Origin of the sequence: Curtobacterium sp. L1-20, from assembly GCF_048755855.1 — a bacterium.
Taxonomy (GTDB): domain Bacteria; phylum Actinomycetota; class Actinomycetes; order Actinomycetales; family Microbacteriaceae; genus Curtobacterium.
Map to the genome: position 1 here is coordinate 3,249,183 of NZ_CP151473.1, position 15,428 is coordinate 3,264,610.

At 73.5% G+C, this 15,428-nt stretch carries 16 protein-coding genes; 4 read left to right on the forward strand and 12 right to left on the reverse strand.

Going from position 1 to position 15,428, the window contains the following annotated elements; translation table 11 throughout:
* Nucleotide 1 precedes the first annotated feature (1 nt).
* Both AAEP86_RS16775 and AAEP86_RS16780 read left to right on the forward strand, forming a co-directional pair.
* A complete protein-coding gene (locus tag AAEP86_RS16775) occupies nt 2-577 on the forward strand; it encodes a GNAT family N-acetyltransferase (RefSeq protein WP_420368412.1) in 576 nt (191 codons plus the stop codon).
* Nucleotides 574-1,029, forward strand: coding sequence for an SRPBCC family protein (locus AAEP86_RS16780; protein ID WP_420368413.1), 456 nt, complete (start codon nt 574-576; stop codon nt 1,027-1,029). Before AAEP86_RS16775 ends, AAEP86_RS16780 begins: the two co-directional genes overlap by 4 nt.
* Here the strand turns inward: AAEP86_RS16780 and AAEP86_RS16785 are convergent.
* The 6 genes from AAEP86_RS16785 to AAEP86_RS16810 form a co-directional block, all read right to left on the reverse strand.
* On the reverse strand, nt 1,016-1,849 hold the full coding sequence (locus AAEP86_RS16785; protein WP_420368414.1) for a MurR/RpiR family transcriptional regulator: 834 nt from the start codon (nt 1,847-1,849) through the stop codon (nt 1,016-1,018). The genes AAEP86_RS16780 and AAEP86_RS16785 overlap by 14 nt on opposite strands.
* The gene (locus tag AAEP86_RS16790; RefSeq protein WP_420368415.1) at nt 1,846-3,105 is read right to left on the reverse strand and encodes an allantoate amidohydrolase; all 1,260 of its coding nucleotides are present in this window, start codon (nt 3,103-3,105) and stop codon (nt 1,846-1,848) included. The genes AAEP86_RS16785 and AAEP86_RS16790 overlap by 4 nt, the downstream gene beginning before the upstream one ends.
* Nucleotides 3,102-4,367: a pyridoxal-phosphate-dependent aminotransferase family protein gene (locus tag AAEP86_RS16795; protein WP_420368416.1), complete on the reverse strand. Its 1,266-nt coding sequence runs from the start codon at nt 4,365-4,367 to the stop codon at nt 3,102-3,104. Before AAEP86_RS16795 ends, AAEP86_RS16790 begins: the two co-directional genes overlap by 4 nt.
* 42 nt (nt 4,368-4,409) lie before the next feature.
* Nucleotides 4,410-5,825, reverse strand: a complete 1,416-nt coding sequence (allB, locus tag AAEP86_RS16800) for an allantoinase AllB (protein ID WP_420368417.1) — start codon at nt 5,823-5,825, stop codon at nt 4,410-4,412.
* On the reverse strand, nt 5,822-6,622 hold the full coding sequence (locus AAEP86_RS16805; protein WP_420368418.1) for an aspartate/glutamate racemase family protein: 801 nt from the start codon (nt 6,620-6,622) through the stop codon (nt 5,822-5,824). The genes allB and AAEP86_RS16805 overlap by 4 nt, the downstream gene beginning before the upstream one ends.
* Before the next feature lie 81 nt (nt 6,623-6,703).
* Nucleotides 6,704-8,263 (reverse strand): NCS1 family nucleobase:cation symporter-1, encoded by a 1,560-nt coding sequence (locus tag AAEP86_RS16810; protein WP_420368419.1) that lies wholly within the window; start codon nt 8,261-8,263, stop codon nt 6,704-6,706.
* 184 nt (nt 8,264-8,447) lie between these two features.
* Here AAEP86_RS16810 and AAEP86_RS16815 point away from each other — a divergent pair, with 184 nt between their 5' ends.
* Nucleotides 8,448-9,224 carry an SGNH/GDSL hydrolase family protein gene (locus AAEP86_RS16815; RefSeq protein ID WP_420368420.1) on the forward strand — a complete coding sequence of 259 codons (777 nt, stop codon included), beginning with the start codon at nt 8,448-8,450 and terminating at the stop codon, nt 9,222-9,224.
* Nucleotides 9,225-9,293: 69 nt separating this feature from the next.
* On the opposite strand, the gene AAEP86_RS16820 is transcribed toward AAEP86_RS16815, so the two are convergent.
* The 3 genes from AAEP86_RS16820 to AAEP86_RS16830 all read right to left on the reverse strand — a co-directional run bounded on the left by AAEP86_RS16820 (nt 9,294) and on the right by AAEP86_RS16830 (nt 11,831).
* A complete protein-coding gene (locus tag AAEP86_RS16820; protein ID WP_420368421.1) occupies nt 9,294-9,848 on the reverse strand; it encodes a GNAT family N-acetyltransferase in 555 nt (184 codons plus the stop codon).
* A gap of 4 nt (nt 9,849-9,852) precedes the next feature.
* A complete protein-coding gene (locus tag AAEP86_RS16825; protein ID WP_420368422.1) occupies nt 9,853-11,253 on the reverse strand; it encodes an LLM class flavin-dependent oxidoreductase in 1,401 nt (466 codons plus the stop codon).
* A 65-nt stretch (nt 11,254-11,318) separates the two neighbouring features.
* On the reverse strand, nt 11,319-11,831 hold the full coding sequence (locus tag AAEP86_RS16830; protein ID WP_420368423.1) for a MarR family winged helix-turn-helix transcriptional regulator: 513 nt from the start codon (nt 11,829-11,831) through the stop codon (nt 11,319-11,321).
* Between the two features lie 86 nt (nt 11,832-11,917).
* Here AAEP86_RS16830 and AAEP86_RS16835 point away from each other — a divergent pair, with 86 nt between their 5' ends.
* Nucleotides 11,918-13,153, forward strand: coding sequence for an FAD-dependent monooxygenase (locus AAEP86_RS16835; RefSeq protein WP_420368424.1), 1,236 nt, complete (start codon nt 11,918-11,920; stop codon nt 13,151-13,153).
* A 110-nt stretch (nt 13,154-13,263) separates the two neighbouring features.
* Here the strand turns inward: AAEP86_RS16835 and sufU are convergent, their stop codons facing one another.
* The 3 genes from sufU to AAEP86_RS16850 all read right to left on the reverse strand — a co-directional run bounded on the left by sufU (nt 13,264) and on the right by AAEP86_RS16850 (nt 15,327).
* A complete protein-coding gene (sufU, locus tag AAEP86_RS16840; protein WP_420368425.1) occupies nt 13,264-13,713 on the reverse strand; it encodes a Fe-S cluster assembly sulfur transfer protein SufU in 450 nt (149 codons plus the stop codon).
* Entirely contained in the window at nt 13,710-15,002 is a 1,293-nt protein-coding gene (locus tag AAEP86_RS16845) for a SufS family cysteine desulfurase (RefSeq protein ID WP_420370521.1), read from the reverse strand. Before AAEP86_RS16845 ends, sufU begins: the two co-directional genes overlap by 4 nt.
* Before the next feature lie 112 nt (nt 15,003-15,114).
* Nucleotides 15,115-15,327 carry an Rv0909 family putative TA system antitoxin gene (locus AAEP86_RS16850; RefSeq protein ID WP_420368426.1) on the reverse strand — a complete coding sequence of 71 codons (213 nt, stop codon included), beginning with the start codon at nt 15,325-15,327 and terminating at the stop codon, nt 15,115-15,117.
* Between the last annotated feature and the right edge of the window lie 101 nt (nt 15,328-15,428).

Genomic DNA, 15,428 nt, shown 5'->3' on the forward strand with positions numbered 1-15,428 from the left:
CATGGACCCCGTCACGCTCCGCACCGACCGGCTCGTCCTCTCCGTCCCGGAGCCCGCCGACGCCGCCGACGTGGTGGCGTACGCGAACGACCCGGACGTGATCGCCTCCACGCCGGTCCCCGTTCCCTACGGTCGCGCCGAGGCCCGCCAGTGGATCACCGAGGTGGTCCGGACGGGCTGGGCGACCGACACCCGCTACGACTTCGGGATCCGACGCACGGACGACCGGCGTCTGCTCGGCACGGTCGGACTGTTCGGCTTCGACCACGGCGCCGCGGAGATCGGCTACGCGGTGCACCCGGACGGCCGCGGGCACGGCTTCACGACGGAGGCGGCACGGGCCGTCCTCGACTGGGCCTTCGCCCCCGGGCCGCGGGGACTCGACCTGGTCCGCGTGCAGTGGCGGGCGATCGCGACGAACACCGCGTCGGCCGCGGTCGCGCAGCGGCTCGGCATCCGCTTCGAGGGCCGCCTCCGGTCCGGCGTGCACCACCGAGGTCGACGTCACGACCAGCTCCTCGCCGCGGTCCTCCGCGACGACGACCGCTCCGCCCCGACGGTCTGGCCGGTCGCGTGACGGTGTCGTTCCGGGTCGTCACCGAACTCGACGTCCCGCCGGAGCGCGCCTTCGCGCTCTCCCTCGACATCGGCGCGCACGAGCGCTCCATGGCCGCGAGCAGCGAACGCGCCGTGGCCGGCACGACGTCCGGCACGATCGGCCTGGGCGAGACGGTCACCTGGCGCGCCCGGCACTTCGGGATCGTCTGGCGGATGACGAGTCGGATCACCGCCCTGGAGGCGCCGCACCGGTTCGTCGACGAGCAGGTGCGTGGGCCGTTCGCCCGCTTCCACCACGTCCACCGCTTCGAGCCGTCGGCTCGCGGCACGCGGATGGTCGACGAGATCGAGTTCCGCGCGCCGCTCGGACCGCTGGGACGGCTCGCCGAGCGCGTGGCGCTCGCGCGCTACCTGCCGCGGCTCATCCGTGCCCGCAACGCCTCGCTCGCGGCGGAGCTCAGGGCGCGGTGAGCTCCCCGAGCGCGTCGTAGGCCGCGGCGACGGCGTCGACACGGGCCCGGCCACCAGGGCCCGACGCCTCGTAGACGTCGTTCGCGATCGCCGCGACGACGGCGAACAGGGCCGCCATCGAGTCGAACGCCGACGGGGAGTCCACCGGGCAGAGGACGGCGGTGGCCGCCGGCGCGGCGATCACCGCAGCGGTCGGGTCGCCCAGCACGACGACGTCGGCGCCGGTGGCGACGCAGTGCCCGACGAGCCGTCCGACGCCCGATGCGTGCCGTCGGACGGTGACGATCACGACCAGGTCGCGGCGGTCGAGGTCGGCGACCTCTTCTCCGAGGCGCTGGCCCGGCGCCGGCCCGACCCGGACGTCCGGGCGGACCTGCGCGAGCTGGGCGCGCAGCTGCAGGGCGATCGGGTGGGCACCGCGTTCGCCGACGACCAGGACGCGCCGGGCGCGGACGATCCGTCGCGCCAGGCGGGGGCGGTCGGCGCGGGCGAGCGAGGCGAACGCCGCGTCGAGGTTCCGTGACTCGACGGCGCGCTGGTCGACGTGGGCCGCGTCCTCGGCGGCCCAGGGCAGACCGGTGCCGCGGGCGGACATGAGGTTCTGCCGGACCTCGGCGGCGTCCTGGAACCCGAGCGACCGGACGAGCCGCGAGACCGTGGCCTTCGACGTGCCCGACTCGGCGGCGAGCTCGGCCGAGGTGCCGACGAGCAGCAGCTCCGGGTCGTGCCGGACCATCGCGGCGACGCGTCGCTCGGCCGGCGAGAGCCGCTCCCACACGGCGTCGATGCGGGCGCGGACGTCGGGCCCGGCGGTGCTCACGCCGCGGCCACCCGTCCGACGGCGACGGCGAGCGCGTCGAGCCCGAGGGCGATGTCCCCGACGGAGACGAACTCGTCCGGGTGGTGGCTGATGCCGTCCGGGTTGCGGAGGAAGAGCATGGCGACGTCGGTGACGAGCCCGAGCGACATGGCGTCGTGCCCGGCGCGGGAGAACAGCATCATCGGGTCGGTCTCCCCGGTCGACTCGATGCCGGCGCGGACCGCGTCCATCAGGCGTGGCGCGCAGAACACCGCGGGTGCCCGGTGCACCTCGGTCGGCGTGACGGTCACCCCACGGCGTTCCCCGATGAGCGTGAACGCCTTCGTCAGTTCGTCCCACACCCGGTCGCGCCCCTCGTCGAACTCGCCGCGGAGGTCGACCGAGAACCGGGCCGTTCCCGGCACGACGTTGACGGCCCCGGGTTCGACGGTCATGGTGCCGACGGTGCCGACGTGGTGGGCGGCCCGGCAGATCCGCTCGACGGCGAGGGCGGCCTCGGCGGCGGCGAGGAGCGCGTCGTGGCGGCGTTCGTAGGGTGTCCCGCCGGCGTGCCGGGCCTCGCCGACGGCCTCGACCGAGAAGCGGCGGGCGCTGGCGATGCTGGTGACGACGCCGAGCGCCTGATCCGCCTGCTCGAGGTACGGCCCCTGTTCGATGTGCGCCTCGAGGTAGCCGACGAGCGTCGACGGGTCGACGGCGGCGTCCCCGACCCGCTCGGGGTCGAGGCCGAAGTCCGTGAAGGCCTGGCGGAGCGTCACGCCGTCGCCGTCCTCGAGGTCCCACCAGGAGGCGTCCCACACCCCGGCGACGGCGGAGGACCCGAGCAGCGCCTTGCCGAAGCGCGTGCCCTCCTCGTCGGAGAACGCGACGACCTCGAGCGCGACGGGCAGTGCGCCGTCGGCCGTCAGCCGTGCGACGGTCCGGATGGCCATGAGCACACCGACGACGCCGTCGTAGCGGCCGGCGTCCACCACGGTGTCGAGGTGGGATCCGAGCAGGAGCACGGGTGCGTCGGGAGCGGTACCGTCCGCACGGCCGTGCAGGTTGCCTGCGGCGTCCTGCCACGTGCGGAGTCCGGCGTCCCGCATCCACCCGGCGACGACCTCGTTCACGCGGGCGTGCTCGGGTGACAGGTAGACGCGCGTGATCCGGCCGGTCTCCGCGGTGACGAGGGCGAGCTCGTCGCACCACCGCGCGACGAGATCCGCGTCGGCGGTGGCGAGGTCGGTGGCACGGACGACGGACACGGCGCTCACGCGTGCACCCCGACGGTGTCCGCGGTCGCGGCGGCGGTCGCACCGGGCACGGCGCCGGCGTAGACGTCCAGCGCGGCGTCGACCCCGCCGCCGTGCGGGACCGCGTGGCCGGCACGACGGAGTGCGTGCTCGAGGGCGGCCAGGGTCGTGACGACGGTGTCCTTCCGGGCGTTGTAGCCCATGGTGCCGATGCGCCAGACCCTGCCGTGCAACGGCCCGAAGGACGTGCCGATCTCGATGCCGTGGTCGTCGAGCATCGCCGCGCGGACCTGGTCGCCGACGACGTCGCTCGGGATCTCGACCGCGACGACGTTGTGCATCTTGTGGGCGACGTCCCCGAACACCTCGAGTCCGAGCGCCTGCACGCCGGCGGTCATCGCGCGGCCCGCGGTCTCGTGGCGCGCGACCGCGGCGTCGCGGCCCTCCTCGAGCAGGATCCGGGCGCACTCGTTCGCCGCGTAGAGCATCGAGGCGGCCTCGGTGTGGTGGTTGAGCCGACGCGGACCCCAGTAGTCGAGGATCATGGCGAGGTCGAGGTAGTTCGACCGGATCGGGTGGTCGGAGACCTCGTCGCCGGGTTCGCGGATGCCGGCCTCGACGCTGCGTCGACCGTCGAGCACGGCCACCGCACGCGGCGAGAGGGTGAGGGGCGCGCTGCCCGACGGCCCACCGAGGCACTTCTGCAGGCCGGCGCTGACCGCGTCGATCCCCCACGCGTCGACCTCGAGCGGGTTGCCGCCCACGGTGGCGGTGGCGTCGGTGTAGAACAGCACGCCGTGCCGCTCGCAGATCGCCCCGAGTTCGTCGAGCGGCTGGTTCATGGTCGTCGAGGTGTCGCCCTGCACGATCGCGAGGAGCTTCGGCCGGACACGGACGATCGCCTCCTCGACCGCGGACGGGGTGAAGACCTGCCCCCACGCCGTCTCGATCGTGTGGACGTCAGCGCCGGCGCGCCCGGCGATCTCGGCGAGCAGGTGTCCGAAGCGGCCGAAGACCGGGACGAGCACGCGGTCCCCGGGTGCGAGCAACGACACGAGCGCTGCCTCGATCCCGGCGCGCGAGGTGCCGTCGACGAGCACGGTGGCCTCGTTCACGGTGCCGAACACCCGGCGGTAGCGGTCCTGCGTCTCGTTCATCGTGGTCGTCATCCACGGGTCGTACTGCCCGACGAGCGGCGTCGACAGGGCACGGAGCACGCGCGGGTCGGCGGTGATCGGCCCGGGGCCCATGAGGAGGCGTGCGGGCGGGTTCACTGGGAGCATGGTGGTTCCTCCGTTCCTGATCCGAACCTACCGGAACGATCGTTACGAGTGTGTTGCGGCGGCGGGCGACCCCACCGACCCGGACCGGGTCGCAGGCCGTGGGACGAGCCGCCCCGCGACGGCGGTGACGCCGTCCTCCGCGGACGCGACGACCTGCCCGCGCAACCAGGTCTCGGTGACCCGGCCCCGCGCCTCCAGGCCGTCGAACGCCGAGACCGGGTTCCGGTGTGCCAGGCCGGCCACGTCGATGACCGCCGTGGCGGACGGGTCGAACACGGCGAAGTGGGCCAGCGCCCCGGGCGTGATGACGCCGCGGTCGGCGAAGCCGGCGAGCGCGGCCGGGCCCGTCGTGAAGAGCGGCAGCAGCTCCTCGAGCGGGACGCCGCGTCGGACCGCCTCGGTCCAGACCGCCCGGAAGCCGACCTGCAGCCCGGCGATGCCACCCCAGGCGAGGCCCCAGTCGTCCACCTTGAGGTCGGCGGTGGACGGCGAGTGGTCGGACACGACCATGTCGATCGTGCCGTCGGCGAGACCGGCCCAGAGCGCGTCGCGGTTGGCGTCGTCCCGGATGGGCGGACAGCACTTGTACGCCGTGGCGCCGTCCGGGATCGTGCCGGCCTCGAACGCGAGGTAGTGCGGGCACGTCTCGACGGTGATCCGCACGCCGTCGTCCTTCGCCGCCCGGATCATCGGCAGCGCGCCCGCGTCGGACAGGTGCAGGACGTGCACGCGCGCTCCCGTGGCCCGGGCGCCGTCGATGACGCGGGCGATCGCGGACCGTTCGGCGTCGACGGGCCGGGTGGCGAGGAAGTCCGCGTAGTGGCCGCCGAGTGCCGCGTGCGGCACGAGGTGGTCGGGGTCCTCCGCGTGCACGATGAGCAGGGCGTCGATGCGCGCGACCTCCTCGATCGCGGCGCGGAGCCGCTCGGCGTCCAGGTGCGGGAACTCGTCGACGCCGGAGGGCGCCGTGAAGCACTTGAACCCGAACACCCCCGCGTCGTGCAGCTGGTCGAGCGACCCGAGGCTCGCCGGCACCGCACCGCCCCAGAAGCCGACGTCGACGGCGACCCGCCCCTCGGCGCTGGCGCGCTTGACGGCGAGCGCGTCGACGGTGGTCGTCGCCGGGATCGAGTTGAGCGGCATGTCGATGATCGTGGTGACGCCGCCGAGCGCCGCGGCCCGGGTGGCGGAGGCGAAGCCCTCCCACTCGGTGCGGCCCGGCTCGTTGACGTGCACGTGCGTGTCGACGAGGCCGGGGAGCAGGACCTGGTCGTCGGGGACCGTGCGGTCCACGGTCGCCGCGATCGTCGCGTCGACGGGCAGGACGTCGACGACGCGGCCGTCGCGCACGACGACGGCAGCGGGACGGAACGCGCCGTCGACCCACGCGCGTCGGGCGCGGACGACGAGGTCGGCGCGGTCGGCGCGGTCGGCGCCGTCGTCCTGGAGGCGCGTCATGCGTCCGCTCCCACCGTCACGCCCGCCACCGGGTTCCGTTCGGACCCCGCGAGCACGCCCGCCACCGGGTTCCGTTCGAACCCCGCGAGCACGCCCGCCATCGGCTTGTCCGGCGGGACCGCGTACTCGCCGCGCTTCCCCGTCGTCAGCCCGAGCCGGACGAGCGACTCGGCGAGCACCGTCGCCGCGGCCACACCGTCGACGACCGGTGCCCCGATCGCCCGGGAGACCTCGGCGCAGAAGTCGGCCATCCCGGCGCACCCGAGCACCACGGCATCGGCACCGCCGGCGATCACCGCTCGGCACTCCTCGACCACGAGGGCACGGGCGTCGGACGTGGGGTCGTCCAGGCGGAGCACCGGCACCTCGCAGGCCCGGACCTCGGTGACGAGCGGTACGAACCCGTACCGCTCCGCGAGCTCGTGGGCCCGCCCGGTGGTCCGGGCCAGGGTCGTGACGACCCCGAACCGCCGGCCGAGCATCGCCGCGGCGTGGAACCCGGCCTCGGCGATCCCGACGACGGGGCCGGTGGCGACCTCGCGAGCGGCGTCGAGGCCCGGGTCGCCGAAGCACGCCACGACGTACGCGTCGACGCCCTCCTGTTCACCGATCGCGATCTGCTCGAGCAGGCCGGGGACCGCCAGGGCCTCCTCGTAGTGGCTCTCGATCGATGCGGGGCCCATCGTCGGGTTGACGGCCTCGACGATCGTGCCGGGCCCGGCGACCGCGGCGGCGGCCGTGCCGATCGCCGCGGTCATCGAGCTCGTGGTGTTGGGGTTGACGACGCGGATGCGCATCGGTGTCCTTCCGGTGGAGCAGGTGGAGCGGGTGGAGCCGTGGGGCGGGGAACCTGGAGCGCGGAGCGCGGGGCGGGCCGGTCAGTCGCGGCCGACCGCGGCACCGTCGTCGACGGTCGGGTCGTCGGCGGCGAGGACGGGCATGCTGGGCCGCGCCCGTTCCATGGCCCAGAAGACGACGAGGCCGAGGCCGCACCCGATGAACCAGCTGTAGTTCGACAGCCACGGGACCACGCCGAGCGCGGAGGGCAGGACGGCGCTGGCGACCGACACCAGGCCCGTGACGACGAGGGTCCACACGGCGTTCGGGTTGAAGCCCTTCGTGTACCAGTACCGGGCGCCCGGGTCCTTCGTGTACATGTCGTCGACCGCGACCCGCTGCTTCGCGACGAGGTAGTAGCCCGCGATGAGGATGCCGAACAACGGACCGATGAGGGCGCCGAGGACACCCAGCGTGTAGAGGATCGCCTGGTCGTTGCCGTACCAGTTCCACGGCGTGAGGAGCACGGAGCCGACCGCCGCGATCATGCCGCCCGCACGCCAGCTGATCCTCCGCGGGGCCACGTTCGAGAAGTCGAAGGCAGGGCTGATGAAGTTCGCGACGATGTTGATGCCGACGGTGGCGGTGACGAAGGTCAGGCCGCCGAGCAGGATCGCGAACGGCGCGCCGATCGCCTGCACGGTCTCGATCGGGTCGGTGATGAGCTTCCCGAACACCGGCACCGTCGCGCTCGCGCAGAGCACCGTCAGCACCGAGAAGAACAGGAAGTTGATCGGCAGACCCCACAGGTTGCCGCGCTTCACCGCCCCGTAGGACTTCGCGTAGCGGGAGAAGTCGCCGAAGTTCAGCATCGGGCCGGAGAAGTAGCTGACGACGAGGGCGATCGCGGAGAGCATCACCGGGATGCTCGCCCCGAACGAGAGCGGCTCCCCCGCCGACAGCGTGAGCGAGATGTTGCCGATCCCCGCCTGGGCGACGAGGTAGACGGCGAGCGCGATCATCACGACGTACACCGCGGGACCGGCCCAGTCGATGAACGTGCGGATCGCGTCCATGCCCATCCAGAACAGCGCGCCCTGCGCCACCCAGAGGATCGCGTACGAGATCCAGCCGAGTGCCGAGAGGCCGAGGAAGGAGTGCTCGAGCAGCCCGGCGGATGCCGGGACGAACTTGAGGAAGACGATGTTCAGCGACTGGGCGGCGAGGAACGTCTGCACCCCGTACCAGGCCATCGCGATCAGTCCGCGGATGATCGCGGGGACGTTCGCGCCGAGGACGCCGAACACCGCGCGGTTGATCACCGGGTACGGCACCCCGGTGCGCTGGGACGGCTTGGCGACGAGGTTCGCGAACACCTGCACGACCAGGATGCCGACCACCAGGGCGACGAGCACCTGCCAACTGGCGATGCCCAGGGCGAAGAGCGACCCGGCGGTGACGTAGCCACCGACCGAGTGCACGTCGGACATCCAGAAGGCGAAGATGTTGTAGCTCGTCCAGGTCTGCCGACGCAGCGGCGCGAGGTCCTCGTTCGTGAGCGCCGGGTCGTACCCCGGCCCCACGACCCCGGCGCCGGCGGGTGCCTCGGTCGTGCGGGGGGCGTGCGGCGCGGTGACCGGGGCCTGGATGTCCGTGGCCATGGCGTCCTCTCGAGTGTGGGAAGGGCGAGCGGCGCCCGCCTCTGGCCACGACACTAAGGAGGCTCTTCGATGCGCCCGTTTCCCCCGTGTAACGGTCGTGTGTCGCGACTCCGGTCCTGGAACGCTCGTTCCGGGTCCGCCTCCGGCCCGGAACCTGCACAGGCTTGTGCAGGATGATGACCGCATGCAGCGCATCCGGTACGTGGCCATCGGCGACAGCTTCTCCGAGGGCATCGGGGACGACCGGGCCGACGGCGTCCCGCTGCCCGGTTGGACCGGCCGGTTGGCCAGCGGGACCGCCGACCACCTCGGCACCCCGGTGGCGTACGCCAACCTCGCCGTGCGCGGTCGTCTGCTCGCCGGCGTCCTCGACGGCCAGCTGGACGCCGCGCTGGCGCTCGACCCCGCACCGACGCTCCTGACCTTCTGCGCCGGCGGCAACGACCTGCTCCGACCCCGCTTCGACGTCGCGGCCCTCATCGGTCGGCTCGAGTCGGCCGTCACGACGGTCCTCGACCGCGGTGTGCGCATGGCCCTGCTCAGTCCCGCCGACCCGAGCGCCAGACTCCCGCTCGGGTCGCTCATCAACCACCGCGGGGACGCCTGGGCCGAGGCGCTCGGCGACCTCGCGCGCCGCCACGGCCTGCCCTTCGTCGACGTCTCGCGGGACGCCCACCTGCGCCGGGCCGAGTTCTGGTCGGCGGACCGGCTGCACATGAACGCGAGCGGCCACCAGCGCGTCGCCGACCTCGCCCTGCACGCCGTGCTCGACGGACCGTCGCCGGCCGTCCCGCCGCAGGTGCCCGTCGCCAGGCGGCGGGTCCGCGACGAAGCCCGCTACTACCGCGAGCACGTCCTGCCCTGGGTCGGACGCCGGGTGACACGCCGGTCGTCCGGTGACGGCCGGTCGGCGACCTTCCCGACCTGGACCACCGTGGCGCCGGCGACCGTCGGCGACTGACCGCCGCGCGCCACCGTGGCGCCGGCGACCGTCGGCGAACGACCGCCGCGCGCCGACAGCGCGCCACCGTCAGGTCCGGTCGGACCTCGACCCGGCCCGCTCCCCGGCGGGACCGCTCACCCAGGCCCGGGTGGGTCGGCCGTTCAGCGCGTGCGGGAACACCGCGCCCACCGGCGCGAACCCGGCACTGCGGTAGAGCCCGAGCGCGGGGGCGTTGTCCTCGAGCGCGTGCAGCAGGGACCGCGCGTACCCGGCGCGGGCGGCCTCCTCGACGGCGGCACGGAGGAGCGTCCGACCGAGACCCCGCCCCTGCGCACGCGGGTGCACGGCGAGGAGGGACAGGTACGCCGCGTCGTCGGGGTCCTCGGGCATGCCGCTGCCCGGTGCGGTCACGAGGCCGAACCCGACGAGCGCCCCGGTACGACCGGCGTCCGCCGACCCGGTCGGCTCCTCCGCCACGACCAGCGCCACCCGCTCCGCGGCGAACTTGCCCTGCGCTCGCGACCGGACGGCCTCGGACTCGGGGACGCCGTCCCGTGTCGCGACCGCCGACACCCACAGGTCGATGCACGCCTCGGTCTCGTCCTGGGTCGCGGTCCGCACGACGCAGGAGGATCCGATCACCCGGTCAGCCTACGACGGCGTCGCTGGCGATCCGGAACGAGGCACCCCGGTGCTCCGCGGGCAGTCGGTCGCCACGGCCGAGCAGCTTCTGCCGCAGCGTGCCGTCCTCGTAGCCGTCCGGGTAGACACCGCGGGCGCGGAGCTCGGGGACGACGAACTCGATCACGTCCTCCCACGTGCCGGGGGTCACCGCGTACGCCAGGTTGAAGCCGTCGACGTCGGTCTGCTCCTGGATCTCGACGAGCCGGTCCGCGATCGTCGCCCCGCCGCCCACCGCCACCGGGCCGAGTCCGCCGATCGCGGTGTGCCGTGCGAGGTCGCGGATCGTCCACGTCGACCCGTCCTCCCCCGTCGCGCTCGCGATGTTCGCCGCCGCCGACTGGATGGCGTTCGACTCGACGTCTCCCAGCGGTTCGTCGAGGTCCCACTGCGACAGGTCGACGCCCATCCACCCGGAGTTGAGGACGAGCGCGCCGAGCTCGGACGCGTACGACAGGTAGTCCTCGTACTTCGCCTGGGCGAGCTCGTCGGTCGCGTCGGTGATGACGGTGAGGAGCGTGTACACCTTCGCCGCGTACCGGTCGCGGCCCGCCGCCTCCAGCGCGTCCCGGATCCTGCCGACGGTGGCGGCCAGCTGCGGCACGGTGGGCGCCCCCACGAACACCGCCTCGGCGTTCTCCGCGGCGAACCGGATGCCGCGCGGCGAGGCGCCGGCCTGGTAGATCACGGGCGAGCGCTGCGCGGACGGCTCGGAGAGGTGGATGCCCGGGACGTCGAAGTGCTTCCCGTGGTGCTCGATCGGGTGCACCTTCGCCGGGTCGGTGAACACCCCGGTCTCGCGGTCCGCGACGACGGCGTCGTCCTCCCACGAACCTTCCCAGAGCTTGTAGAGCACCTCGAGGTACTCGTCGGCGACGTCGTACCGGTCGTCGTGGCCGAGCTGGTCGGTCTGGCCCATGTTGCGTGCGGCACTCGGCAGGTAGCCGGTGACGACGTTCCAGCCGATGCGGCCCTTCGTGAGGTGGTCGAGCGTCGACATGCGCCGTGCGAACGGGTAGGGGTGCTCGTACGCGGTGCCCGCGGTGATGCCGAACCCCAGGTGCTCGGTCACCGCGGCCATCGCGGACACCAGCAGGATCGGGTCGTTCACGGGGACCTGCGAGCCGGTGCGGAGCGCGGCCTCGTCCGTCCCGGCGTAGACGTCGTAGGTGCCGAGGACGTCGGCGATGAAGATGCCGTCGAACGCGCCGCCCTCGAGCGTCCTGGCGAGGTCGGTCCAGTAGGACAGGTCGTTGTAGTGGCGCGACCGGTCCCGCGGGTGCCGCCAGAGCCCGGAGGACTGGTGCGCCACGCAGTTCATGTCGAACGCGTTGAACCGGATACGTCGCTGCTTCGGGTCGCTCACGGTGGCGACGCTACGTGCCGGCCACGGCCCCGTCACGCACGGTGACGAAGCATGACGTCGCTCGGTCAGGCTCCGCCGTCGGACCGGGGCCGGGCGGCGAGCCGGGCGTTGGCGGACGCCGCCGCCGCGGTCATCCGGGCGAGGAACGCCGACGCCGCCCGGAGTTCGTCCGGGGCGGCGGACCTGACCGTCGAGGCGATCTCGGCTCCGGCGAAGGCGAGGAACCGCTCGTTCTCGGCCCGGGCGGCGTCCGTGGGGCGCAGGGTCACACGCCGTCGGTCGGTGCTCTCGCGGAGCCGGACGACGTGCCCGGCCGCTTCGAGCCGGTCGAGGAGCACGGAGGTCGCCCCGGTCGTCATGCCGATGCGTCGGGCCAGGCCGGCCGGGGAGATCGGCGTTCCCGACTGTTCCGCCCAGACGATCTCGCCGAGCGCGTTCGCGTCCGAGACGGGCAGCCGCATCCACGACGACAGTCCGCGGTTGAGCTCGTCGAAGGCGGCGGCCCAGTCGTGCAGGTGGTGCATGACCGCCACCTCGTCGTCCGACCAGTCCGTCGACAGCGGGTCGACCTCGGGCATCCAGGTTCCTTTACTGTGTAGTCGCTTTACTGTAAAGCATGAGCGGGCCGCTGACCGGCACCCGCGGAACGATCGAGGGAACCCACATGACAGCACGACACGCAGTCGTCTCCGGGGCCAGCATCGCAGGCCTGTCGACCGCCTGGTGGCTCCGCCGCACCGGTTGGGCGGTCACCGTCGTCGAACGCGCGCCGGCCTTCCGCGACGGCGGGCAGAACGTCGACGTCCGCGGGGTCGCGAAGGAGGTGCTCGACCGGATGGGCCTCGTCGACGCGGTCCGGGCGCGGAACACCACCGAGACGGCGGCGGTGCTCGTCGACCGTGACGGACGGGTGCGCACCGAGCTGCCGTCCGACGGCGGCGACGGCGCGACCGCGGAACTCGAGGTCCTGCGTGGCGACTTCGCCAGGATCGTGCTGGACGCGCTCCCCGACGACGTCACGGTGGTCAACGGGGAGACCGTCGAGCACGTCGACGACCCGTCCGCCGGGGACTCCCCGGTGACGCTGACCACCAGCACCGGTCGGGTCCTGCACGCGGACCTGTTCGTCGTCGCCGAGGGCGTGCGCTCACGCACCCGCGACCGGCTCTTCACCGCCGCCGGGGACGTCGACGCACGCGACCTCGGGGTGACCATGGTCTTCGGGACCATCCCGCGGACGCCCACGGACGACGACCGGTGGCGCTGGTACAACGCCGTCGGCGGGCGCCAGGTGCACCTGCGGCCGGATCCGTACGGCACGACCCGGGCGATCCTCGCCTACGCCGGCGACGACCGGCTGGCCGGCCTCGACCGTCCCGCGGCGCTCGCGCGCGTGCGGGCGCGCTACGCCGGCGCGGGATGGGAGACCGACCGCGTCCTCGACGGCTTCGACACCTCGGACGACGTCTACGTCGACGAACTGACGCAGGTCCGGATGTCCCGCTGGTACCGCGGCCGCGTCGCCCTCGTCGGGGACGCCGCCTGGTGCGTCACGCCGATGGGCGGCGGAGGAGCGTCCCTCGCGCTCACCAGCGGGTACGTCCTCGCGGCGTCGCTCGCCGGGCACGAGACGGACGGCCGGCTCGACCGCGACGCGACGGGGGCCGCGCTCGCCGCGTTCGACGCGTGGATGCGACCGCTGGTCGACCAGGTCCAGCAGCTGCCGAAGGGGATCGTGCACTTCGCGTACCCGCAGACCCGGCTCGGCCTCGCTGCCCGGCGCGTCGCGGACGCGGTGATGACCTCGAAGCCGTTCGCGCCGCTGGTGGCGAAGCTGATCCGGGTCGCCGACAGCGACCGCCCCCTGCCGCCGTTGCGGCCCAACCCGGCAGCGGCCTGACGGACGGGAGGCGCGGTGCGGACCCGACCCGCGCCTCCCGGGTCCGGGGCCGCCGGACGGGAGGCGCGGTGCGGACCCGACCCGCGCCTCCAGGCCGTCGACGGGTCGCGTCAGGGACGCGCGGTCGCCTCGCGCGAAGCGGCCTCGGCCGCGACCCACGCGAGCATGCCGCACTTCACGCGCATCACGAACTTCGAGACCCCGTGGAAGGCGACCAGGTCCTCGAGGACGTCCTCGTCCGGCTCGCCGGCCCCGCGGGACCGCATCATCGTGCGGAACGCCTCCGTGAGGGTCTGCAGCTCGGGCACCGTGCGCCCGACCGCCATGTCGGTGAGGACCGACGCCGACGCCATCGAGATCGAGCAGCCGTCGCCCTGCCACGCGAGCGCGGCGATCCGGTCGGTGCCGGGTTCGAGCCGCACGCTGACGGTGATCTCGTCACCGCACGTGGGGTTCCGCTCGAAGTGGGAGGCGTCCGCGTCCGGCAGCGCACCGTCGCCGTGGCGGGCCTTCGCGTGGTCGAGGATGACCTGCTGGTAGAGGGAGTCGAGTCCGTTCACGATGCGGCTCCGAAGTAGGCGCGGATCTCGCCGACGGCGACGAGGAAGCGGTCGACGTCCTGCTCGGTCGTGTACACGTAGGTGCTCGCCCGACTGGTCGCGGTCAGGCCCAACCGACGGTGCAGGGGCTGGGCGCAGTGGTGCCCGGACCGCACCGCGATGCCCTGCGCGTCGAGGTACTGCGAGACGTCGTGCGCGTGCACGCCGTCGACGTCGAACGCCACGAGCCCGGACCGGGGGACGCCGGACGGTGGTCCGACGGGGCGGATGCCGGGGACCGCGGCGAGGCCGTCGAGCAGGCGGCGGGCGAGGTGCTCCTCGTGCGCCCGCACCCGTTCCATGCCGATGCCCTGCAGGTAGCGCACGGCCTCGGCGAGCGCGACGGCCTGCGACACCGGCTGGGTGCCGGCCTCGAAGCGCTCCGGCGCAGGCATGAAGTCGCTGTGCTCCATGGTGACGGTGGTGATCATCGAGCCACCGGTGCGGAACGGCGGCAGGGCGTCGAGGAGCTCCCGGCGGCCCCACAGCACGCCGATCCCGTTCGGTCCGAGCATCTTGTGCCCCGAGAACGCAGCGAAGTCGACGCCGAGCTGCTGCACGTCGAGCGGCCGGTGCGGTGCGGACTGGCAGGCGTCCAGCACGACGAGGGCCCCGTGCGCGTGGGCGGCGGCGACCACGGCCGACACCGGCGCGATCATGCCGGTGACGTTCGACACGTGGGCGAACGCGACGACCTTCGTGCGCTCGCCGATCAGGGCGACGGCGTCCTCGGCCGTCCAGGTGCCGTCGTCGGACACCGGCACCCAGCGGAGGGTGGCACCGGTGAGGGCGGCGAGCTCCTGCCACGGGACGAGGTTGGCGTGGTGCTCCGCCTCGGTGACGAGGACCTCGTCGCCGGGGCCGATCCGGAACCGCGCGGCGTCGGCGCCGCCACGGCCCCGACTGGCGTTGGCGATCCCGTACGCCACGAGGTTCAGCGCGTCGGTCGCGTTGGCCGTCCAGACGACCTCGGACGTGCTGGCGGCGCCGATGAACCCGGCGACCGTCGCCCGGGCGTCCTCGTACGCGTCGGTGCTCAGCGCGGCGAGGGTGTGCGCACCGCGGTGCACGGCGGCGTTGTCCTGCTCGAGGAAGCGGCGTTCCGCGTCGAGGACCTGCCGGGGTCGTTCGGCGGTGGCCCCGGAGTCGAGGTAGGCGAGGGGGAACCCGTTCACCTCCTGCTGGAGGATCGGGAAGTCCCGCTTGATCGCCTCGACCTCGGACTCGGTGAGCGGTTGGTTCGGCGCCACGACAGTCACCAGACCATGGTGGTCCGCCGACCGCCCGACGTCCAGTCGACGGACGGCTGCCGACGGCGAACGGCCCCGGACGGCGACGTCCGGGGCCGTTCGTGGGGCAGGGTCACTCGTTGCCGACGTGCTTGTCCGCCGTGTCCCGCGCGCCGTCGATCTTGTCGTCGAACTTGCCGCCGGTGGCCTTCTTGACGGCGTCGGCGACCCCGTCGAGGACCTTGTCGCTGACCCCCTCGGCCTGCTCGCTCTTCAGGGCGTCCTGGACCTTGCCGTCCTTCAGGAACTCCTGGGCCTTCTTGGTGATGTCGTCGAACCCCGCCATCGCCTGCTCCTCACTGTGCGCGGAGCCGGGTGCTCCGTCGTGGAGCCGATGGTAGGCGGGTCGGACCGTCCGCGTGCTGCCCGTGGTCGGCTGCGCGCTGC